Annotated in this window: 15 protein-coding genes and 1 tRNA gene; 8 read left to right on the top strand and 8 right to left on the bottom strand. The window is 52.8% G+C overall.

What is annotated here, in order from left to right; all coding sequences use genetic code 11:
• Window positions 1-14 precede the first annotated feature (14 nt).
• From ACFR81_RS10415 to ACFR81_RS10425, 3 genes are all read left to right on the top strand, one after another.
• Window positions 15-2,714, top strand: coding sequence for an MMPL family transporter (locus ACFR81_RS10415; RefSeq protein WP_318275014.1), 2,700 nt, complete (start codon window positions 15-17; stop codon window positions 2,712-2,714).
• A 54-nt stretch (window positions 2,715-2,768) separates the two neighbouring features.
• Window positions 2,769-4,055, top strand: a complete 1,287-nt coding sequence (purD, locus tag ACFR81_RS10420; RefSeq protein ID WP_343876408.1) for a phosphoribosylamine--glycine ligase — start codon at window positions 2,769-2,771, stop codon at window positions 4,053-4,055.
• Window positions 4,056-4,148: 93 nt separating this feature from the next.
• Entirely contained in the window at window positions 4,149-5,081 is a 933-nt protein-coding gene (locus ACFR81_RS10425) for a phosphoribosylaminoimidazolesuccinocarboxamide synthase (RefSeq protein ID WP_145173685.1), read from the top strand.
• 19 nt (window positions 5,082-5,100) lie between these two features.
• Here the strand turns inward: ACFR81_RS10425 and ACFR81_RS10430 are convergent, their stop codons facing one another.
• Both ACFR81_RS10430 and ACFR81_RS10435 read right to left on the bottom strand, forming a co-directional pair.
• Window positions 5,101-5,307: an FCD domain-containing protein gene (locus ACFR81_RS10430; protein ID WP_145174217.1), complete on the bottom strand. Its 207-nt coding sequence runs from the start codon at window positions 5,305-5,307 to the stop codon at window positions 5,101-5,103.
• 95 nt (window positions 5,308-5,402) lie between these two features.
• The gene (locus ACFR81_RS10435; protein WP_145173681.1) at window positions 5,403-7,085 is read right to left on the bottom strand and encodes a lactate permease LctP family transporter; all 1,683 of its coding nucleotides are present in this window, start codon (window positions 7,083-7,085) and stop codon (window positions 5,403-5,405) included.
• Window positions 7,086-7,446: 361 nt separating this feature from the next.
• Here ACFR81_RS10435 and ACFR81_RS10440 point away from each other — a divergent pair, with 361 nt between their 5' ends.
• From ACFR81_RS10440 to ACFR81_RS10450, 3 genes are read left to right on the top strand one after another with little or no spacing between them, the layout of a single operon-like run.
• Window positions 7,447-8,247 carry a (Fe-S)-binding protein gene (locus tag ACFR81_RS10440; protein WP_068170584.1) on the top strand — a complete coding sequence of 267 codons (801 nt, stop codon included), beginning with the start codon at window positions 7,447-7,449 and terminating at the stop codon, window positions 8,245-8,247.
• 2 nt (window positions 8,248-8,249) lie between these two features.
• Complete coding sequence (locus ACFR81_RS10445; protein WP_190617882.1) at window positions 8,250-9,884, top strand: LutB/LldF family L-lactate oxidation iron-sulfur protein; 1,635 nt, start codon at window positions 8,250-8,252, stop codon at window positions 9,882-9,884.
• Window positions 9,884-10,525: a LutC/YkgG family protein gene (locus ACFR81_RS10450; RefSeq protein ID WP_145173676.1), complete on the top strand. Its 642-nt coding sequence runs from the start codon at window positions 9,884-9,886 to the stop codon at window positions 10,523-10,525. The genes ACFR81_RS10445 and ACFR81_RS10450 overlap by 1 nt, the downstream gene beginning before the upstream one ends.
• Window positions 10,526-10,705: 180 nt before the next feature.
• On the opposite strand, the gene ACFR81_RS10455 is transcribed toward ACFR81_RS10450, so the two are convergent.
• A complete protein-coding gene (locus tag ACFR81_RS10455; protein ID WP_238398013.1) occupies window positions 10,706-12,079 on the bottom strand; it encodes a cation:proton antiporter in 1,374 nt (457 codons plus the stop codon).
• A gap of 128 nt (window positions 12,080-12,207) precedes the next feature.
• Here ACFR81_RS10455 and ACFR81_RS10460 point away from each other — a divergent pair, with 128 nt between their 5' ends.
• Entirely contained in the window at window positions 12,208-13,221 is a 1,014-nt protein-coding gene (locus tag ACFR81_RS10460) for a hypothetical protein (RefSeq protein ID WP_190617884.1), read from the top strand.
• Window positions 13,222-13,287: 66 nt separating this feature from the next.
• Window positions 13,288-15,489, top strand: a complete 2,202-nt coding sequence (locus ACFR81_RS10465; RefSeq protein ID WP_343876409.1) for an MMPL family transporter — start codon at window positions 13,288-13,290, stop codon at window positions 15,487-15,489.
• 68 nt (window positions 15,490-15,557) lie between these two features.
• Here ACFR81_RS10465 and ACFR81_RS10470 read toward each other — a convergent pair.
• The 5 genes from ACFR81_RS10470 to ACFR81_RS10490 form a co-directional block, all read right to left on the bottom strand.
• Window positions 15,558-15,631: transfer RNA gene (locus tag ACFR81_RS10470), tRNA-Pro, on the bottom strand.
• A gap of 84 nt (window positions 15,632-15,715) precedes the next feature.
• Entirely contained in the window at window positions 15,716-18,625 is a 2,910-nt protein-coding gene (locus ACFR81_RS10475; protein WP_343876410.1) for an FAD-binding and (Fe-S)-binding domain-containing protein, read from the bottom strand.
• Between the two features lie 101 nt (window positions 18,626-18,726).
• On the bottom strand, window positions 18,727-20,544 hold the full coding sequence (locus ACFR81_RS10480; RefSeq protein WP_343876411.1) for an ABC transporter ATP-binding protein: 1,818 nt from the start codon (window positions 20,542-20,544) through the stop codon (window positions 18,727-18,729).
• A complete protein-coding gene (locus tag ACFR81_RS10485) occupies window positions 20,544-22,397 on the bottom strand; it encodes an ABC transporter ATP-binding protein (protein WP_343876412.1) in 1,854 nt (617 codons plus the stop codon). The genes ACFR81_RS10480 and ACFR81_RS10485 overlap by 1 nt, the downstream gene beginning before the upstream one ends.
• Window positions 22,398-22,451: 54 nt before the next feature.
• Window positions 22,452-23,405 (bottom strand): metallophosphoesterase, encoded by a 954-nt coding sequence (locus ACFR81_RS10490; protein WP_343876413.1) that lies wholly within the window; start codon window positions 23,403-23,405, stop codon window positions 22,452-22,454.
• Between the last annotated feature and the right edge of the window lie 9 nt (window positions 23,406-23,414).

Below are 23,414 nucleotides of genomic sequence, written 5' to 3' on the forward strand. Positions count from 1 at the left end.
AGAGTTAGAAGATTATGTCTAAATTTTTGTATCGGCTCGGCTATTTTGCCGCGAGAAAGGCCTGGACTATTGTTGCTCTCTGGGCAGTGATTATCGCGCTTTTAGCCGGCTCATTTTCCGCTTTCCGCGGTGAAATGACTAACCAGATCACTATCCCCGGTACCGAAGCTCAGCAGGTTCAGGAAACTCTTTCGGAGAAGTTTGATACGAACACCACTGCTGGTTTTGGTCAGGCGATTCTTGAGACCGAGAATGGTTCTGCTTTCACTGAGGATCAGAAGAAGGCAGTTGCTGATGCCGTCTCTCGTGCTGAGGGGGTTGATCAGGTTGATTCCGTAACTGATCCGTTTGCCACCGCTGCGAAAATTGCCGACGGCAAGAAGCAACTAGAAGACGGCAAGACCAAGGTTGCCGACGGCGAGAAGCAGATGGCTGATGCCAAGAAGCAGCTCGACGATACGCAGAAAAAAATCGATGATGGCTCACTTGAATCTGAGGCTCGCGCCAAGATTGAAGCAGGTCAGGCTGATATCGATTCAAACCGTCAAAAACTTGAAGGTGGCCAGCAGCAACTTCAGATGGCTGAAACCCTTCACCTGCCTCTCACTCCCGACATGCAGGAGCAGAAAAAGCAGCTTGAAGAGGGGCAGAAGAAGCTTGAAGAAGGCCAGAAAGAGCTTGATGCTCAGAAAGCAAAGCTTGAAGATGGCTCTCTCATTAAAGATGCTCAGAAGCAGGTTGACGACGGTCGCACTGAGCTAGAGAAGAAGCGCCCCGAACTTGATGCGGCGAAGAAGGAACTGGATCGAAACCAGGCTCTTCTGGATATGACTTCGGATGCGGCGTCTATCTCTGAGAACGGTTCAGCAGCTATTGCAACAGTTTCTTTTACCGATGACATTATGGCTGTGAGCCCTGAACATCTGGCGAATACTCGCGACGCGTTTTCTTCTTTAGAAGATCACGGTGTTAAGGTCTTGTACGATACCAACCTCTCTGGTCAGCGGCCTGAAATGGGCATGACCGGTGAAATGATTGGTATTGCTCTGGCTCTGATTATTCTCTTCGTCATGCTGGGCACGTTGATTGCTGCTGGTCTGCCTATTTTGATGGCGGTCATTGGTGTTGCTGGTGCCATGATGGGTACTCTGGCCCTTTCTGGCGTAGTGGATATGACGTCGACTACTCCGGCCCTCGGCTCTATGCTGGGTCTGGCTGTGGGAATCGACTACACCCTCTTCATCTTGAACCGCCATCGTAATAACTTGGCGCAGGGCATGGACATGAAGAAGTCGATTGCTCTGGCAACCGGCACCTCTGGCGGCGCTGTTCTCTTCGCGGGCACCACGGTTATTATCGCTTTGCTTGCTCTCAATGTGGTGGGAATTCCCTTCCTTTCGGTCATGGGTAACGCTGCGGCGTTTGCCGTGTTCATGGCGGTTGCCGTAGCGGTCACGCTCTCGCCAGCCATCCTTTCTCTGGTAGGACGCCGCATTATCAGCAAGAAGCGGTGGGTAGATATTGACCGTCGCTCGGCTCTTCATACCGACGACGCTGAAACCGCTGAAGCTGCGCATGTTGCCGCTACCGAGAAAGAAGAGCGCCCCACTGGCTGGCTGAAGGCGATTTTGGCTAAGCCGGTAGTGACTATTATTGCTGTGGTGCTTGCGCTGGGCGCTGTGGCGCTTCCTGTGAGCGACATGCGTTTGGGCCTTCCCACCGGTGCAAGCCAGAAGGAAGATACCCCTGCTCACCAAACTTACGAAGCAATTAGTGAAAACTTTGGCGAAGGTCAGAACGGTACCATCATCGCTGCGGCGAACCTGCCCGATGGAACTACCGAAGATCAGGCTAAGGATTTGCAGGTTGAAGTAGGGCAGAAGCTCCTGGAACAAAACGATGTCAAAGCGGTTATACCCGCGTTGATTTCTAAAGATAATTCCACTCTGCTCTACCAAATCACCCCCGATGCGGGACCATCTGAGGTGTCCACGGAAAATCTCGTTTCGAATATCCGCGACTTGAAGCTGGATACGGACGACGGCGAAGTTACCTTTGGTGTGACCGGACAGACCGCAATGAACATTGATATTTCAGAGAACCTGGCAAAGGTGCTCCCCATTTACATCGCTATTGTGATTGGGCTGTCCCTGCTGGTGTTGATTCTGGTGTTCCGCTCCATTTGGGTTCCGCTCACTGCAACCCTGGGGTTCCTCTTCTCCCTCGCTGCGGCATTCGGTGCGACCACCGCCGTCTTCCAATGGGGTTGGGCAGCTAGTCTCTTTGGGGTAACGACCCCCGGACCTATCCTCTCTTTCTTGCCGATTATTGCCGTAGGCGTGCTCTTTGGCTTGGCGATGGATTACCAGCTATTCCTGGTTTCGTCCATGCGCGAGGCATACTCGCATGGTCGAAACGGTAAGAAATCAGTGGTGGTGGGTTATAACCATTCCGCTCGCGTTGTGGTTGCTGCGGCGTTGATTATGGCGGGTGTATTTATCGGCTTTGTCTTTGCTGGCGATCCCATGATGGCATCCATCGGATTCGCGCTGTCTGCAGGTGTCTTGTTCGACGCATTTGTGATTCGTATGACTCTCATCCCCGCGCTGATGTACCTGCTCGGTGATAGGGCATGGTGGTTGCCCAAGTGGCTCGATAAAATCCTCCCCGATCTTGACGTCGAAGGCACCCAGCTAGAACGCGAAAAGCACTAGCAGAGGCTAGCCGACCAAGTACCAAAACCCCTTCTTTCGGGGTAGCCTATGAGGATGAAGGTTTTGGTACTTGGTCCCGGCGGGCGCGAACACGCAATTATCCGAGCATTACTTGCAGATCCACAGGTTCAAGAGGTGCACAGCGCACCCGGTAATGCGGGCATTTCCCAAGATGTACCTGTACATCAAATCGACGCTAATAATCCTGAAGCAGCTGTTTCGCTGGCGCAGGATCTTGGCGTCGATTTAGTTGTAATTGGCCCCGAAGCTCCTTTGGTTGCCGGTGTGGCCGATGCCCTCCGCGCGAAAGACATCAATGTATTTGGTCCGAATCAGGACGCCGCTGCGCTGGAAGGCTCTAAAGCTTTCGCTAAGGAGATTATGGCGGCAGCGGATGTTCCCACTGCCCTGGCGTATGTGGCAACGAATGCCGATGAAGCTATCAAGGCTCTAGACACCTTTGGCGCTCCCTATGTGGTCAAGGACGACGGACTGGCAGCAGGTAAGGGTGTGGTGGTCACCGAAGACCGCGCCGCCGCGATTGCTCATGCTGAGGCCTGCTTTGAAGCGGGTGGATCAGTTGTGATTGAGGAATACCTTGATGGCCCCGAAGTCTCCCTCTTTGTTCTCTCTGATGGTACAAACGTTGTACCTCTAGCACCTGCCCAAGACTTCAAACGCATCTTCGACGGCGACGAAGGCCCCAATACCGGCGGCATGGGTGCGTATTCTCCCTTGGAATGGTTGCCTGAAGGTTTCGTTGAAGAAGTCGTTGAACGCGTAGCTCGCCCCACCATCGGTGAGATGGCTCGGCGTGGAACTCCTTTCAATGGCGTTTTGTTCTGCGGTTTGGCAGTGACTAAACGCGGCATCCGCGTCATTGAATTTAATGCTCGTTTTGGAGACCCCGAAACTCAGGCAGTTCTCTCCCGCCTCAAGAGCCCTCTGGGGCAACTCTTGCTAGCAGCCGCTCGTGGCAAACTTGATGTCCAAGGCGAGCTGGAGTGGGATTCTCGGACCGCCCTCGATGTGGTCATGGCTGCTAAGAACTACCCGGATACCCCGCAAAAAGGTGATGTAATCTCAGGCTTACAAGAGGCTAATGAGCTAGAAAACGTTCACGTAATCCATGCGGGCACCGCCGAGAAAGACGGCGAAATTATCACCGCAGGGGGACGCGTACTTGCTATCGTTGCCCTTGGCAATACCCTCATCGAAGCCCGCCAGGCAGCCTACGCCGGGGTCGAAAAAATCAGCTGGGACGGCGCGCAGTACCGCTCCGACATCGCCCAAGCTGCAGCAGAAAACAAGATTCGCGTTCCAGATACTTCATCTCACTAAACTTCAGTGGCTACCCATACAGGGTGGTCGCTGATTTCGCTTCTATCTTTTTTCCTTATCCCACTTCAACAACACTGAACACACAGGAGAATAATGAGCTCTCGAAATACCCCACTTGAGATTCCCGGCTGGACTCACGTTTACTCGGGTAAGGTACGCGAATTGTACGTGCCGAATGAGGGAGCTAGCGATGTCACGGGTATCTGCGTCAAAGACGACGCGGAGTTGCGCGCCGGTTCTGTCATGGTGGTTGCTTCTGACCGTATTAGTGCCTTCGACCAGGTAATTCCTAACGATATTCCTGATAAGGGCAAGATTCTTACGCAGCTTTCGCTGTGGTGGTTCAAGCAGCTTGACGGCGTACCGAACCACGTGCTGTCCACCGACGTGCCCGACGTCGTTGCTGGTCGAGCAATGATTTGTAAGTCGCTCAATATGTTTCCTGTAGAGTGCATCGCCCGCGGTTACCTGACCGGTTCTGGCTTGCAGAGCTACAACGAAACCGGCAGCATCGCCAATGTTCACCTTCCCGCTGGTTTAGTGGATGGCTCCCGCCTCGACCCGCCCGTTTTCACCCCTACCGGGAAAGCGGAGGTCGGAGAACACGACGAGCAGATTACTTACGAGCAGCTCTACGAAGAAGTAGGTCAGCCCATTGGCGAGCGCCTTGAAGAGCTCACCCTGTATGTTTATTCCACTGCAGAGAAGATTGCTCGGGAGCGCGGCATTATTATTGCCGATACTAAGGTGGAGTTCGGGCTTGATTCCTACCGTGGCGAAATTACTTTGGGCGATGAGGTTCTCACCCCTGATTCATCCCGTTTCTGGGACGCAGAAAAATATGCCCCCGGTCAGTCACAGGCTAGCTTTGATAAACAGTTCATCCGTGACTGGCTGAAGTCAGACGAGTCAGGTTGGGACGGCAAGGGAGCTATTCCCTCGCTACCTGAGGAGATTATTGAGAAGACCCGCGCGCGGTATGTTGAAGCCTTCGAGCGTTTGACAGGTGAGACTTTCAAAGCATAAATCCGGTGTAATTTTGCCTTTATTTTTGGATATTGGTCAGTCGGTAGAACCATAAAATATGCTCTTGGACTGCCTCTTGGGCGGCTTGAGCATCACGACCCTCCACAGCAGCCAGAATATTTCTGTGCTGGTGTTGGAGGGTCTTTTCGTGAAGTGGCCACGCTTTTTCACTGTAGCTCTTATTCCGACTCCCGGATAATCGTAATCTGAGCCTTGCCGTGTGTATTTACCGCGTATATTTTTTGTTCTTAAAGTCCTTCAGCGGCATCTCCCTGCATGGGTGAATGCCGCTGAAGTGGTTAGCGTTACTAAATATATGAGTTAGTGCCCGGTAACCAAAAAATGCAAAACGTTAGTTTGGAGGAAGACCAGGGTGCAGACCGCAAGGAGGAACACCATGGACCAGGGCAAAACCGCCTTGAAAATCTCAGACTCCTTACCTTCCATATCCACTGCGGTAGCCGCAATAGCTAAGGACTGGGGTGAAATCATCTTACCGACAACACCACCCGTGGTGTTCGCAGCTAGCAAAAGCTCAGGAGTTACTCCGGTGACGCCCTGGTGGCTTAGGTTATCTGCAGCTGCTACCTGGAGTTTAGAGAAGAGAGCGTTCGCTGAGGTGTCGGATCCTGTTACTGCGGTACCAATCCAACCTAGCGAGGGGGCTAGGAAGGCATAGATTGGTCCAAGACCTGCAACAAATTCACCCATGGCTACAGTTTGGCCAGAGTAGTTCATGACATAAGCGAGAGCAAGAACCAAAACAATCGTCAGAGCGGAATAACGCATACGATACGCGGTGCGTCCGATTTCTTGAATGACATCGCCAAAGCGCAAGGCATAGCGACCCTTTTCGTTGAAAATCATGTAGAGAATAGCCACAATGATGCCCGAGATAAGCAGGAAGGAACCGGGGTTATTCAACCAAGTAAAAGAATAATCAGACTTGACTGGTTTACCGGCCGCAGTCACCAGTCGCTCTTTGAGCAAAGGCATATGCACGGCAACGTTGGTGGTCTTGAGCCAGGTAGCAACCCCGGTTGCCAGGTTAGCGATACCAAAGATGAGTACAACGATGGCATAGGGCATAAGAGCCATCCATACCCGCATAGGGGTGAGGTCGCTCTTAGCGTTTATATCCAAGGGCGGTAGGTTGTAGCGCTCGCGCACCCCGGCAACACCACGAGGTTTCCAGAACCGAAGGAAGACTACAGCTACGCCAAGGGAAACAATGCAAGCAATAACGTCGGTCAGTTGGTAAGCGAAATAGGTCGCAGTAAACCACTGGGCAACGGCAAACGAAGCACCAATGATGACCGCAGGCACCCAAGCATCCTTAACGCCTTTCATTCCGTCCAAGATGAAAAGCAAAATGAGGGGAACAAAAAATGCTAAGAAAGGAGCCTGATGGCCAACGATAGCACCGATAGTTGCTGCATCTTTGCCACCAACTTCGCCAGCAGTAGTGATAGGGATTGCCACCGCGCCAAAAGCTACCGGAGCGGTATTAGCAATCAAAACCGTAATAGCGGCTTTAAGGGGTTTAACGCCCAGGGCCAAAATCATGGTGGCAGTAATTGCAACGGGTGCGCCGAAGCCAGCGAGAGCTTCCAGCAGGCCGCCGAAGCAGAAAGCGATGAGAATTGCCTGGATACGTAAATCTCCACCGCCAATAGCATCAAAGGTTCGACGGAGATCTTCAAAGCGTCCAGAGAGAACAGTAATTTGGTAAAACCAAATTGCCATGAGGATAACCCAGACGATGGGAAAAGCACCGTAAAGTCCACCGCGAATAGCGGACATACCTGCCAAATCCCACGGCATGCTGAAGCCAAAGATTGCGACTAAGATCGCAACGATAAGCGACACTAAACCAGCGACGTGTGCACGGGCTTTTACACCCAGCAACATAATAAAGAAGGTGACTAAGGGCAGAGCTGCTACCGCTGCGGAAAGCCCAAGGCTTCCACCTACCGCGTCAGTTTCAGCGAAGAAAGTATTCATACTTTTCCTAGGAGAGGGGTCTTCGCGATTCCGCGAAGGTGCTATTTGATGTGTGATGTGGTCAGACCAGAAAATCTGTGAATAGTTTACTGTAGCCTATCTCACCGAGAGGCGGTGAAGGAAGGTGAAAACCTCTTCAATTTTGGCGGTCAAGTCAGCTTTTTTGATGCATTTCATGCTGAAGTCTTTAATAAGTTAAGAAAAAATGCGCTTATTGCATTCGTAAGTACGCTTTCAAGCATGTTTAGATAGATGAAAAGTAAATTCATTAATTCTTGTCATGAGTACATTAACTTACGACAGAATATGGTCCAAATTATCGCTGCTGAAGCCAAAATCGCAGTAGTTATGGAGCGAGTCAATGCGAATAGCACTCTTTTCAACGTGCATCGTAGATGGTATGTATCCCAAAGTTGCGAAGGCAACTGTTGATATCCTCGAACGTCTTGGCCACGAAGTTGTGTATCCCCAAGGGCAGACTTGTTGCTCACAGATGCATGTGAACTCCGGGTACTTTGATGACGCTTACCCCATCGTCAAGAACCATGTGGAATCATTTGAAGAATGGGACTTTGATGTAGCCGTGGCTCCCTCGGGATCTTGCGTAGCTTCACTAGGTCACCAACAGCCAATGATTGCCCGTCACGGTGGCAATGAGGATCTCGCCAAACGAGCAGAGATGTTGGCCGATCGCACTTTTGAGCTTTCAAACTTGCTGATTGACGTTTTGGGCATCACCAATGCTTCCGAGCAGCTAGGTTCCTATTTCCCCCACCATGTAACTTTCCATAGTTCATGTCACGGTATGCGCCTTCTCCACTTAGGAACTCGCCAGCAGGACCTGTTGAGAACCGTTGAAGGTTTGGAATACACCCAAATTGAAGATATTGATCAGTGCTGTGGCTTCGGCGGAACTTTTTCCTTCAAAAATGCTGATACATCTGGCGCTATGGTTGCCGATAAGGTTATGCATATTGAAAAGACAGGGGCCAGCGTGTGTGCTGGAGGCGACGTTTCCTGTCTTATGAACATCGGTGGAGCACTCTCTCGTAAGAAGTCAGATGTTCGCACATTACACTTTGCTGAAATCCTTGCCTCCACGAAGGAAAGCCCGCTAAAAATTGATGGACCTGTCTCACTGAGTATCGCAGGAGGAAAATAACCATGACAGCTGTATCTCTTGGAATGCCCCGCGTTTATCACGGTGAGGGCAACATCTTCGAAACCGAAGCATTCCCCAAGTATGCTGCGAAAGAGCTGACGAATGAACAGCTCCGTGCCAATCTGGGCTTTGCCACCCATAAGATTCGCACTAAGCGTGAACACGTGGTCGGTGAATTACCTGACTGGCAGGGTTTGCGTACTGCGGGTTCTATGATTAAACAGCGTGTTATGGCAAACCTTCCCGAATATCTTGAAATGTTCGAGAAGAACTTCACTGCTGCCGGTGGACACGTACATTGGGCACGGAACGCGGAAGAGGCTAACCAGATTGCCCTCGATTTGATTCGTGCGGAAGGTGTAGATGAAGTCATCAAGATTAAGTCCATGGCAACCGCGGAAACCGGACTCAATGAGTATCTGCGTGAAAATGGCGTTGAGGCTATCGAAACTGACTTGGCTGAAGAAATTGTCCAGCTAGCAGATGATCGACCTTCGCATATTTTGGTACCGGCAATCCACTTCAACCGCACCCAGATTCGCGATATTTTCCTGAAAAAGATTGATGGAGTGAGTGTTGACCTCTCCAATGATCCTGCCGATCTTGCGGAAGCTTCCCGAATCCGGTTGCGCGATAAGTTTCTCCAGTCCAAGGTTGCTGTCTCTGGCGTTAACTTCGGCATCGCAGAAACCGGTAGCTTAAGCATTGTCGAATCTGAAGGTAATGGACGTATGTGCCTCACCCTTCCAGATACTCTGATTTCCTTCATGGGCATCGAGAAACTTTTGCCTTCTTTCGAAGATTTTGAAGTCTTCCTCCAGCTGCTGCCACGTTCTTCTACAGGTGAACGCATGAACCCCTACACCTCCCTGTGGACAGGTGTAACCCCTGGAGACGGACCCCAGAACATGCACGTCATCCTTATCGATAACGGGCGTACTGCAGTACTTGACGATGAGGTTGGTCGTCAAGCTCTTCACTGCATTCGATGCTCAGCATGTATGAATGTTTGCCCCGTTTATGAGCGAGCAGGCGGACACGCCTACGGATCGACCTACCCCGGTCCTATTGGCGCGATTCTATCCCCCCAACTCGGTGGTATCGAAAATGAGTACAACTCCTCCTTGCCTTTTGCATCATCACTGTGTGGCGCCTGCTATGACGCATGCCCTGTGAAGATTAATATTCCCGATGTTCTCGTCCACCTCCGTGGCAAAGCGGTAGACCATGAGAAAGCTCAGGGTGACTTCAAGGGCGGAAAGAAAGACCCTCATTACCAGATGGATGCCATGATGTTTGGAGCCAAGCAACTGTTTAGCTCAGGCAAACTCATGTCTCTAGCTGAAAAGGGACTTCCTATGTCTAAGCTGGTTACTGGTAAGGACCACAAGATTTCTAAATTCCCTGGTCTGGTGGGTGGATGGACTAAATATCGTGATATTCCTGAGCCACCCAAGGAATCATTCCGCAACTGGTGGAAGAAGGAAGCTCCCAAGGCTTCCCGACGTGATTCATCAGAGCGCGTGGACATCCAGGCTCTCATCGAACAGAATAAGGGCAAAGTCGTGGAGGCTCACCAGCAGGCCGAGCAACGGGGGCAGACCATCGCACACCCCGCAGAGGAGAAGGAACAATAATGAGCACCGCGAAAGAAGATATTTTAGGGCGTATACGTTCATCATTGAGCGATCATCCTTCACCCCCTGAGCCAATTCGTAACTATCGCCGAACTAGCAAGCTCTCCAAAGAAGCAACTTTGGAGATGCTGGTGGATCGCCTGATTGATTACAAGGCGAATGTTTTCTACGCTACCGAGGAAACCATCGCTCATCGGATTGACGAGCTCTTACAGGACGCCAGCCGCTATGTTGTTCCTGTGGGCATCAAGGAGTCATGGTTGCCTGAAGATACCGCGCGTCGATCGAGAATCTTTGACGCTGGTAACCTCAAGAAGGCAGGTACTCTATCCACTCGTGAACTCGACAGTGTCAATGCTGTGGTGACTAACTCCACCGTTTCTTGCGCTGAGACAGGCACTATCTTCCTGAACACCAATTCTGATGAGGGACGTCGAGCAATTACCTTGGTTCCCGACCATCATATTTGCGTGGTAAAGGAAGACACTATTGTTGAACTTATTCCTGAAGCGTTTGAACGTATCGATTACAAACGTCCAGTGACCATGATTTCTGGTCCCTCGGCAACAAGCGATATCGAATTAATTCGTGTGGAGGGTGTCCATGGTCCGCGTACTTTGGACGTCATTATTCTCCAATAATTTGAATTCTTTTTGCTTAAGCGATGCGTAGCGAAGTAGCAAGACCACCCCGGTTGACCTGCTTGTAAAACAAATCTTGTGAAAGTACATGACCCTCGTAAAGATACATAATTACATGTAAATCTTTACCAGGGTCATGTACTTTTCACCAGTAGTTAGTCCAACTAAAAAGTAGGGTTCTTAGTTGGTCTTCTCAGTAGCCTTCGAAGGCTTAACCACCGGTATCGTAGAAGTTACCGTGCGTACGGTTTTCGTGCGCTCACTCTTTTTCCGATTAATTTTCTCTTTAGTGCTACTCACCTGTGGTTCTTTAACCGTTGATCCAAAAATTCGGTGTATTGCTGTTGCCTGCAAGGGAAAAATAAGGATGGTCAGAGCCCCGCCTGCTACCAACAGTGAGGCGGCTTTTTCTGAAATGAGTGCATTATGGAGCGCTACGTTGGTGACTGCCACCAGAATGGGCAGTCCCGCCGCTGCGTAGAGCCCCAGCTGAACCCGCTCATGGGTAGATTCCAAACCGGAGTGGGTATTAAAGAAGATTTCGCAGAGGACGACGGGAAGCCCGCGCACTGTCAAGAGCGCAAAGACGATTCCGATGAGCACGAGTGGTTCTTCGGCGAGGACTGAAACCTTGATACCCATGCCGGAACAGACGAAAAATAGTGGGATGAGGAAGCTGAACCCCAGCACGTCAAGACGCTTAGAGAAAGGCTCAAAGGCACCGTGAGGCGTGAGAGAGCGTAATATGATGCCCGCAGCAAATGCCCCCAGCACTACATCGAGTTCAAAGACCGCAGCGGCCATCATCAGAGTCACTAAAATAAGCATGGCAAGGCGCAACATGGTTTGGGTGGTGGCGCTGGCGTTTGCCGCCATTGTGCGGCGTAATCCCGGAATATGCTCGAAAGCGCGGTGAGGAACTACTGCGGTAATAAAAGCCACCAGCATGAAACCCAGCAGAATGAGCACGGAAATTAGCGTGTTATGGCGGGAGAGGAGCAACGCCATAGCAAAGATAGGAAGTACCTCACCGATGGCGCCGTGAATTAAGATAGCATCACCTAATCGAGTGCCCGTCTTACCGTTATTACGCACCATCGGCAAGATAGTGCCCAGCGCAGTAGAGGTGAGTGCAATAGCAAACACCGCCATCTCATCGATGCCTTCCGCCCAACCGGTGACTACCCCGCCAACTACCAGCCCCAGGGCAAAACTCACCAACCAGGTGCCCGCAGCAAATCCGCCCTGGCGCGTTTTGAGGGCGCTGGCATTGACTTCATAACCGGCAATAAGAAAAAGAATGCCTAACCCTAAATCTTTCAGCAGAGAGACACCGTTGGACGTATCTGCCAGTCCTAGCGCGTGGGGGCCGATGATAATGCCCAGTACTAGAAGGATGACGACGTCGGGTAACTTCTTACCGGTCATGGAAGAAATCAAGGGCGAGAGCATCGCAGCCAGCGCAATCCAGAACATTGAGATATAAGCGCTGGTGTTTGCCGTTTCAGAGCTGGCGAGTAGCGCAGCGTGAGAGACAGCGTAAGCAGTGTTCACAATGAGTTCCTTGAGTTCGGGGAGAAGACCTGCACATTCTATTCTCTTTTGCGGGTTGCCTCCAAAGTGGAGGCACCCAAGGTAGGCTGTACCTCGTCACCCCTGTTTCACCCTATGAGGAGCCATGAATGACCGCTGCATTTTCCCCAGGCGGCAGACTCATCGGTATCGATATAGCACGTTGTGTGGCGCTATTGAGTATGTTTGTAGCGCATACCGCGCCTTCCCCCGGTCCCGCCGGCGTCCTGAATCTCACAGAGTTTCTTACCGTAGCGCTTTTTGCCCTATTAGTGGGTGTGTCTGCTGATCTTTCTGCCGACCGCATGACATTTTCTGCTCTTTTTGCCGGTTCGGTGGTGAGAGCTCTCGCACTGATTTTTCTCGGATTATGGTCTGATACCTGGGGCGCGCAGGTTGATAATGTTCTGCCTTATTTGGGGGTGTTGAGTCTTTTTGCGGCTCTTTTGGTTTATTTACCGACGGTGGTGCTAGCGGTGTTGGCCCTTCTTTTTTGGTGGTTTACTCCCTGGGCTATCACTGCTTTTGAGGAGCTGCATGTGCAGCTTTATCAGTCGGGCTCATGGATGCACTATCTGACCCTGTGGATGTTCGAAGGGTCTTCTTATCGTGTCTTTACCATGCTGGGGTGGGCGTGCGCTGGAATTGTTCTGATTCGTTTGATGCACCGGTGGGGAGCCGTCGGTGACATAGCCGGCGCTCTGGTCTTTACCCTGGCGGCGGGCTCTACGTGGTGGTATGCCAGCCAACAGTTCGAGTTCTTCCCCTATACCGGTAACCGCTGGGAAGTGGGGTTCGATATGCTCCTGGCGGTAGCCATCGTCTGCTGGTGCTCCCTCCTTGCTCGTATCTTCAGCTCCCGGCCGTCTGCTCTAGAACCATTAGCTGTCACCGGTCGAATGACCCTCACCCTCTATCTCGCTCAACTGGCTTTGCTGGCGGGGTATGTGAAGCTGGCGCAAGAGAAAAGCTGGGGAGGTACTGACGATTCATGGTGGGTCATGGCAGGGCTCATCATCTTCGCCCTCGTCTTTGCGAACCTTTGGCACCGTTTACTCGGTGGGACCTTTGCAGCCCGAGGGCCTGTGGAGACCGTTTTGGGATGGGTTTCCGGACGCCGCTAGGTAAGATACCCCAACTTTGTATAGGGTGGAGGGTAACCATCGTCGTCTTCCCCACCAAGGCTTTTCATGCCCTCTTCAAGTACCTCAGCCCCTACTCAACAAAGGCCGAAGAACTGGTTACGTGTACTTCTCGCCGCCGCTCTTGTCATTGTATGGATCGGCGTAGCTGGTACTGGCGGACCTTACTTTGGCAAAATCTCCGAAGTCTCCACCAACTCTTCCACGGACTTTCTCCCCGCTTCCTCGGATTCCACGAAGGTTGCCCAGCAGATTACTGACTTTTATGATTCAGATTCTGCCCCTGCCATCATTCTGTTTGAATCTGATCAGAAACTGAGCAAGGAGCAGAACGCCTATCTGCAGTCCCTGCCTGAAAAATTTAAGGACGCCGGAGTAGCCTTTGACCAGGCGTCCCCGGTAATCCCCTCTGAGGACGGCAAAGCCGCGCAAATCGTCATTCCGCTAAGTGACCCTGAGGCGCTGGCAGATAACGTCGAGACCATCCGTTCGGAAATCGAGAACGCACCCGAAGGTCTAGAAGGCTATGTGACGGGACCTGCCGGTTTCGCCTCTGATCTCACGCAGGCGTTTGCCGGCATCGATGGCATTTTACTGCTGGTAGCCCTCGCCGTAGTCTTCGTTATCCTTCTCATTGTTTACCGCTCACCTATCTTGCCCCTCATCGTGTTGATGTCCTCCATGGTCGCGCTCTCTGGCGCAATCTTTGTGGTCTGGCATATGGCAGATGCTGGTTGGGTGAAAATCAACGGGCAGGTTCAGGGCATTTTGCTTATCCTGGTGGTAGGCGCCGCCACCGATTACGCCCTGCTCTACGTGGCGCGCTACCGTGAGGCACTCATCGCCCACCAGAATCGTTTTGCCGCTACCAAGGCAGCATGGCGCGGTTCGATTGAGCCCATTGCAGCATCGGGCGGTACCGTCATCGCCGGTTTGCTGTGCCTGCTTTTCTCCGAGCTTGCTTCCAACAAGGCACTGGGCCCTGTAGCGGCTACCGGTATTGTGCTGGCAATGCTGGCATCTTTGACCTTCCTCCCCGCAGCGCTCGCCCTGTGCGGACGCGCGGTGTTCTGGCCCGCGCGTCCTCGATTCGACTGCCATGCCGTTGAGCACGGTGTGGAACATGACTCGAAGCTGTGGACCAAGATTGCAGATTTTGTGGCAGCAAAACCCCGCCCCATCTGGATAGTTTGCTTTGTTGGGCTCGCGATTTTTGTGGTAGTTTCCACCGGCTTCAAAGCTGAGGGTGTTCGCCAGTCTGATTTGGTCTTGGGCGGTTCCCAAGCGTCAACTGGACAGGAAGTTTTGGCTGAGCACTTCCCCGGCGGCTCAGGTACACCGGCTAACGTGATTCTGCCTGCGGCAGATGAAGACAAAGCGGTGGACGCCATTGAGCAGCTTGCAGGTGTCTCCTCCGTTGCGGTAGTTTCGCAAGATTCGCCGTCGGGCACCATCCCGGTGGGGGAGAGCGCCAAGAACGTGCCACCCATGATTGCTAACGCACAACCTACTGAATCTAATGGTCGCATCTTAATGCAGGTAACCTTATCCGACCCCGCTGACTCCCAGGCAGCTACCGATACCGTGGTGCAGATGCGGGAGAAGCTAAAGAGCGTCTCACCCGATGCACTCGTGGGTGGAGACACCGCTTCAGATCACGACACGATTGTTTCGGCTCAGCGTGATCGAGTAGTCATTATCCCCATCGTTTTGGTTGTCATTACGCTGATTCTGATGTTGTTACTGCGCTCCATCGTGGCGCCCATTCTGCTGGTTGTCATCACCCTGATGTCTTACCTGGCCACTTTGGGTATCGCTACTTTGGTCTTTGACCACCTGTTCAAATTCCCCGGTGCAGATCCCTCAGTACCTCTCTACGGGTTCGTTTTCTTGGTAGCACTGGGTATTGATTACACCATCTTCTTGATGACGCGCGTGCGAGAAGAATCGCTCAAGATAGGCACGCGCCCCGGTATGCGCCGTGGTTTGATTGCTACCGGCGGTGTGATTACCTCAGCGGGTATCGTGCTGGCGGCAACCTTCGCGGCATTGGCAGTAATTCCGCTGATGTTCATGGTGCAGCTAGCGTTTATCGTTGCCTTTGGCGTGCTACTCGATGCCACGCTGGTGCGAGCTTTCTTCGTCCCCGCGCTAGTAGAAGATATTGGACGCAAGGTTTGGTGGCCCTCTCGCCTGTCTAAGGAGGAGCGCGTTTCTCCCAACGAGTTTGACCGCCCCGAGGTGCGCTAACTAGCCGTTCTCTCAGAGACAAAGAAAAAGCCCCAGAAACTTCATGTTTCTGGGGTTTTTCTATTCTGTCGGGATGACAGGATTTGAACCTGCGGCCTCGTCGTCCCGAACGACGCGCGCTACCAAGCTGCGCCACATCCCGATTGTTAACTTCACAGAAGAATCTGCAAGCAACTGTTCTATTTTAGCGCAAAGTGCACACTGCGCAAAGAATGGGGTGTGTGAGCTAGCGCGTAGCGCGCTCCAACAGCTGCAAAATATTTTGATAAGTATGCCCGGTAGCTTCGGTCATTCCCTGCTCGCAGGTGCGGTTAGAAGAAGCATAGGCAGCATATTCTCGGGCATTGACTTCTGCAGTTTCCGCGCGAGTAGCCGAAGCGGTCAGTTCAGGATGAAGCATTCCACGGTCGCCAGCATAGGCGCAGCACCCCCAGTTCAAGGGGACGACGGCGTCCTCAGACAGTGCCTGTGCAATCATCTCGAACTGGGGCTGAATGCCCAGGTGAGTCATGGAACAGGTGGGGTGAAGTACCAACGAATCGAGTTTATGCTTGACCTCTAATCGGGGAAGTATCTGCTCGGCAGTAAAAGCTACAGCATCTATGAACTCAATACGAGAGAAATCGGGCTCATCGGCGTCTAGGGAACGTCCTGTCTGATACTCCGCGGCTGCGCGGACCTTAGCCTTCATGGTTTCTAGACCCTCGGTACAGGACGTTGCATCGCATACCACCGGTAGCCGTCCACCGCGCGTCGCCAACCAGAGATTCTGCAAGACTCGATCGCTCATCACCTGATATCCCGAGGTAAAACCCTTGGATTTCCAGGGCGTGCCGCAACACATCGCCTCAATACCTGTGGGGATATTGAACTCAATTCCTGCCCGCTCGCACAGCAGCTCGAAAGCCTGGGAAGCATTGGTTTCATCTGCCTTGCCCCGGTGGTCAACGCCACCAAACATTGCGTTGACGCACGCGGGGAAGAACACGATTTCCGCCAGTGGGTTCGCGCGGGGCTGGCGCCGCCGTCCACCGGCAGGTAACTGTGCGTTGTACTGGGGAACCGTATCTTCATCGAGCACTTTGCGGGCGATTTGGGTGGCTGTGCGGGGGAGGAGCGACGGCATCAGATGAGCGAGGTTGAGCGCCTGAGAGGCAGCAGGGGCGAGAGCTCCCCACCCCTGAGCCGCTACCTTCCACCCCTGTGCAGCCACAGGGTTTTGATTTTTGGCACGCAGGTCTCGGATGAGGTCACCAGTATTGATGTGCACGGGGCAGCGTGTCAGGCACATACCATCAACCGCGCACGTCTCAATACCCGAGTAACGGTAGTCATGCTGGAGCCGGTTCAGTAACTCGGTATCCCCGGCTGCCTCAGCATTTTTCATTTCCCGCCGAATCACAATGCGCTGGCGTGGTGTCAGCGTGAGGTCCTTGGACGGGCATGCTGGCTCGCAATATCCGCACTCCACACAACGGTCGACGGTATCTTCTACTTCTTCTGCAACCTTGAGGTTCTGAACTAGTGATTGCTTATCTTCGTTGATGAGCACACCGGGGTTGAGCATGCCGGTGGGGTCAATGAGGCGTTTGATAGCTACCATGACTTCATAGAGCTCATCCCCGTACTGCTGGCGCACGAACGGAGCCATAATCCGACCCGTTCCGTGTTCTGCTTTGAGCGAGCCAGCATTTCCGAGAATCAGTTCTACCATGTCCTCGGTAAAGGCTTGATAGCGGCTGAGTTGGGCGGCATCATTAAACTGCTCGTTGAGCATGAAATGAATATTGCCGTCCTTCGCGTGGCCGAAGATGACGGAGTCCCGGTAGCCGTGCTGGTCGAACAATTCGCTGAGATTTCTACAGGTCTCTCCTAGCTGTTGGACGGGCACGACGACGTCCTCAAGCAGCGCGTTGGTACCTGAGGGGCGGTTGCCCGCAACCGTGGTGTAGAGCCCGCGGCGGGCAGCCCAGAGCTTATTGCGCTCTGCTGGGTTCGAGCTCATTGTTACCGGAGACGCTAAATCAAGCGATTTCCAGAGCGGTTCGGCGCGGTGGGAAAGCTCATCAATCTCCCCCTGGGTTTGCCCCTGAAATTCTACGAGCACTGCCGCGTGGTTCTCTACATTAATCTGTGCCAGCGCATCGGCTACCAAACCGGTTCGCTGAGCTACCCGGATAGAGGTGGCATCCAGCAATTCTGCGGTAGCTGTGCCGTGAGCTATCAAATCAGGAATGGACTCAGAGGCGTCAATCAGATTTTTGAAAACCAACAAACCCGTGGTGACAGCTGGCAAAATGGGGAGGGTTCGATAGGTCGCCGAGGCAATAAATCCTAGGGTTCCCTCTGAGCCAATCAGCAGATGTTCCAGAATATCCACAGGTTTTTCAAAATCCAGAAAAGCATTGATGCCGTAGCCCATGGTGTTCTTCATAGAGAACTGCTGGCGGATTTTATCGACAGAGGCAGGATTTTCTACTACCCGCTTGCGCAAACGAATAAGTCCTTCGTGAATCTCCGGTTCTTGTTCGTGTAACTGGGCGTCGGCATCGGGGTCTGCTGTATCAATAACGGTGCCAGATGGCAGCACGAACACCATAGAATCCAGCGTGTTATAGGTGTTGAACTCGGTGCCAGAACTCATTCCCGAGGAATTGTTAGCGACCACTCCACCGATGGTGCATGCGGACCAGGACGCCGGATCGGGCCCTAATTTATAGCCATAGGGTGCCAAATGGTTGTTGACCATCATGACCGTAGCACCGGGTGCAACCCGGACTCGCCGACCTGAATCAAGTACTTCAATCTTTTTGAAGTGCTTGCGGGTATCCAGCAAAATACCGTCAGAAGAAGATTGACCAGACAGCGATGTACCCCCGGAACGGAAAGCTAGAGGAATCTGATGCTCGCGGGCAGCAGCGAAAATTTTACCGATGTCCTGGGCATTTTCGGGCCGAATAATACCGCCGGGCACCAAAAGATAATGCGAGGCATCGTGGGCAATCGCTAACCGGTCAATCTCTCGCCCCGAAAAGTTCTTTTCATCCACCGCACCCTGCAACGCCGAGGTGAGCTTGATAAAGTCCTCCTGCACTCCATTTTTGAGTGCATCAGGAGTATGAGTCACGGTGGGCATAATTGACCTCGCAAACTAGGGGATATTTCTTTCACTCTAGCCCGTTTGAGGAAGAGAATGGAGAATTATTAAGCCATTTTCATATGCCCGAATAGGTATTTCTACGTTGCCATGGCGTCGTCCCATGCCTGAACCATCTGGGCGAATTTGCCGGTGCCAGCGGTCAATTCCGCCGGAGAGCCGTCTTCAATAATGCGTCCGTCATCCACCACCAAGACTCTGTCCGAATCCAGAACGGTAGAGAGCCTGTGGGCAATAACGAACGAGGTGCGCCCGTCCAGTAATTTTGCCAATCCTTCTTGAACGAGTCGTTCGGTAGGAATATCCAGCGATGCCGTCGCCTCATCCAAAATGAGCACCGCAGGATTCACTAAGAATGCCCGGGCAAAGGAAATCAGCTGTCTCTGACCAGCAGAAACACGTCCGCCGCGCTGCGCCAGATTGGTTGAATAACCCTCCGTTAAAGACATGATGAAGTCGTGGGCGCCTACTTTGCGAGCGGCCTCTTCTACTTCTTCATCGCTGGCGTCGGGGCGTGCTAAGCGGATATTATCGGCAACCGTGCCTTGAAAGAGGAATGCCTCTTGCGTCACCATCACTACCTCCTGGCGCAACTGCGCATCAGGGAGCTCTCTAATATCGACGCCATCCAGTAGCAACCTGCCTTCGGTCAGGTCATAAAAGCGAGCAACGAGTTTGGCTACGGTTGATTTACCCGCCCCGGTTTTCCCGACGAGCGCGACATGCTGCCCCGCAGGCACGGTGAGGTTGAAGGGGTAAAGTGCCGGGCGACCTTCAATGTAGCTAAATGAAGCGTTCTCAAAAACAACTTCTCCTTGAGCTGGGCTTCTGCGTTCAATCGGATGCTCAGGATCAGCTACCGTTGGTTTTTCGGCTAAGAAACCTGAGACTTTTTCCAATGCGGAGACCGCTGACTGGAACATGTTGTAAAAGTCAGAGAGCATCACCACAGGTTCGAAAACACGGGTTGAATAAATGGTCAGAGCCAGTAGCGTACCTACCTGCATACTGCCACCGAGCACAGCATACCCACCAATAATCAGGGCGGCTCCCACAAAGATATTGCCCAGCGCAATCAGAGTGGGCATGTAGATGCCATTGAGTTTGATTGAGTCCATGACTTTCACGCGGAGGTCTTCGGCTTCAACACCGAATTTCTCGCGTGATTCTGCCTCTGAACCGAATGCCTTGACCGCGCTGATTCCGGTGAATGTTTCGACAAAGCGACCAATCAACCGGGCATTAGCTACTCGTTGAGCACGATAGGCAAGGGTTGAATGCTTGCGGAACCATTTCGTCAGGAAAAACAGCGGAATGGCAGCAACGAGCAAACCGAGCCCTGCCCGCCAGTCCAGCAGAATGATAGCAACAACGGTAAAACACATGTAGAGCAGGGTTGATGCAACCTGCGAGAGCCCCGAATCGAGAAAGGCTTTGAGCGTATCGAGATCAGAAGTCAATCGTGAGACTACCCGCCCCGAGGTATATGTCTCGTGAAAACCAACAGAGAGGGTTTGAGCCTGGGCAAACATGCGTTGTCGCAGGTCAAAGAGCGCCTTTTGAGAAACGCGGGCGGTCAAAACGGTATTGAAATAGAGCGTGATAGCCGAGACGGCGGCCACCCCAAAATAAATCACAACAACTGTTGTGGCGGGCGCACCGTTTCCTTCTACCAGCGGCGTAATAGTGCGGTTGATTCCGTAGGAAAGGAGCAGGGGCATGGCGGTGGAGAGGATTTCCGAGACGACTACCAGCGCAATCGTCCAGATCAGTTCCTTCTTCAGTGGCGTCAGCACGGATTTCAAAAGCGCCATCGACCGCGCCCGAACCTCTTTTTGTTCCTGCGCCGAGAGTTTCACGCGGTCTTCCGCCAGCGGAGCCATTGAACCGTGAGGCATTAGAGCACCTCCTGATTCTGCGAAGTATGGTTTTTCGCTGTTGAATCGTTGGGGTTCAGCAACATCAACCGGGCATAGGCAGGGTTCTTCATCAATTCGCTGTGGGTTCCTATCGCGGCAATCCGTCCTTCATCGAGGAGCGCCACTCGATCAGCTAACGCAACCGTAGAGGGGCGGTGGGCGGTAATGATTGTCGTCGTATTCTTGAGTTGCTCTTTGAGCATGTCCACCACTGCTTCTTCTGTGTTCACATCGAGCGCTGAAAGCGGATCGTCTAAGAGTAGGACGCGCGGATCGCAAGCAATAGCGCGTGCCAGAGAGAGGCGTTGCCGCTGACCGCCAGATAGACTCATACCTTCTTCGCCAATGAGAGTCTCGACGCCGTCGGGCAGTGCGTCTACGAAATCTGAAGCGGACACGCGCAAGGCTGTGGCGACGATAGACTCCAGTTCTTCAGAGTTGAATTTTTCGGTCTCAACCCCCATGAGAACATTCTTGCGAACCGATGAGGAAAAGAGAACGGGCTCTTCAAAAGCAATAGCCATCTGCGCGCGTAGCTCAGGCAAAGAAATAGTTGAGATATCGGTATCATCCAGCAGTACCCTCCCTTGGGTGGGTGCATATAGGCGGGGGATGAGCTGTAAAACCGTGGACTTTCCGCTGCCGGTAGAACCCACCAGCGCGAGAATTTCGCCGGGGGCGACGTCGAGGGTCAGATCGTGAAGAACATCTTTCTCATCCCTGCCAAAAGTGAAGCTGACATGCTCGAACTTTACACCTGCGGCATCGTGCCTGCTCACCTGCGGGGTAGTAACTCCGCTGACCAGAAGAACATCCTCGCCCACAGGTTCCTGCATAATTTCGCGGTGACGTTCCATGGCAACTTTGGAGTCCAGCCACATACTAATGAACATTCCCGCACGTTGAATCTGGGGAGTCAATACTGCGGTCGTGGCAAAGTACGCGGTGAGTTCGCCGAGGGACATTTTCTCTTGCGCCACCTGATGAATACCCACAAAGAGCGAAATCGCCATAGTGACTGCTGTGATGCTGATAGTTTTCACCAGCATGCTACCCACCGCTCGAGAGCGGGCGATTTCGGTATTCATAAGAGTTGCAGATTGCGCCGTGAAACGGGAGAGCGAGTTTCGCCCCTGCCCCAGTGCCTTCAGCACGCGGATACCCTGTACCGATTCTTCAACGGACGTTGCCAAATCACCCGACTGTTGCTGTACGCTGCGGGTCAGGCTCTTCATCGTCCTCACAAACAACCACAGTGTCAGCAACATAAGGGGCACTGAGCAAAGGTATATCAGTCCCAACAGCCAGGAGCCTCGAAACAGATAAAACAGACCAGCCGCAAGCATCACGGTGGAAGAAATGGACTGAATAGAACCAAACGTTATCCAGCGGCGCATCAATGACAGGTCTGAGGTTGAACGGGTCAGCAACTGCCCCGACGGCCAGCGGTCATGGAAAGCTGCAGGCATACGCATGAGGTGGTCGAAGAGAGACATCCGCATGCTCATTTCGACGGTCGAGGCCTGGTCAATCACCAGCATGCGGCGGACATAAATGAGACCTGCTTGGAGTAGCCCGAGCCCAATCATCAGCAAACCACCGGCCCACACCGTGGAACCTGACGGGTTTTCGTGTGCCACCAGATGATCCACAATCCACGCCAAAACCTGCGGAATGGAAATACCAATAACCGACGCGCATATCGCAACCGCCACACCTGTCAGCCACTTGGCGCGAATGGGCTTCATATACTGCCACAGCGTAAGGTTTTGCGGCTGATCAACAACGGTGGGAGGAGGAACGGGCAGATGAGAGGTGTGGATCAGGCTCATAGGGATTTACTTTACCCCTATGAGCCTGATGACAGTTTGTGTTTCTCTGCTGGTTTATTGACGCGCAGCGGTAAGCGTCACTACCACTGCTTCTGGTGGGCAGAACAAGCGAATTGCAGCAAAGCGAGAGGTGCCCAAACCCGCAGAAACTTCCACGGGTACGCCTGACTGCAGGGACACTCCCTTCGCGCGGGATGGATCCAAATCACAGTTTGAAACCAGGGCTTTTCCACCGGGTAGGCAAACCTGCCCACCGTGGGTGTGCCCGGCAAAGATTGCTTGAGCGCCGTCGTCCACAAACCGAGTGAGCGTGCGCATATAGGGTGCGTGGCACACCCCCAAACGAACAGACGGCGCAGGTTCTGTATCAAAAGCAGTGGGGGAGAACCCCGGGTGACGGTCGAATTCCAGGTGGGGATCATCCACACCGGAGAACTCTAAACGCAACCCATTGAGGGTCAATGTGTCGAAGCGGTTGATGAGTCCTACCCAGCCGCGAGCGTCAAAAGCGTCGTGCATATCTTGGGTTGGTAGGCGCTCCTTAGAAGGGTCCACGCCCTCATCAGAAGTAGATTCTTTCCACAGATACCGTGCGGGGTTTTTGAAAACCGGCGCGTAGTAGCAGTTAGACCCTGGCACATAGACGCCGGGGAAATCCAACAGCGGATCCAACGCATTCAGCAGAGAGGGCAGAGCTTTCATATGTGAGAGGTTGTCACCGGTGTTGATGACCAAATCAGGATTGATTTCAGCCAGCGAATGCATAAATTCATGCTTCTTCTTTTGACCGGGAACCATATGCATATCTGAGATATGCAAGATAGTGAAGTCAGCAGACCCCGCAGGCAAAAGAGGCAAAGTCTCGTGCCGTACCTGGAAATTGTTGAGCTCAATAAAGTGAGCATAAGCGAGGGTGGCGGCCCCCGCGAAAGATCCCGCAGCGGTCAGGGCGCCAACGCCCTTAGCCACAGAAACAGCAGAAGCCGCCACATTGGTGGAATTCACCATGAATATATT

Source organism: Rothia amarae, from assembly GCF_042677725.1.
Lineage (GTDB): Bacteria > Actinomycetota > Actinomycetes > Actinomycetales > Micrococcaceae > Rothia > Rothia amarae.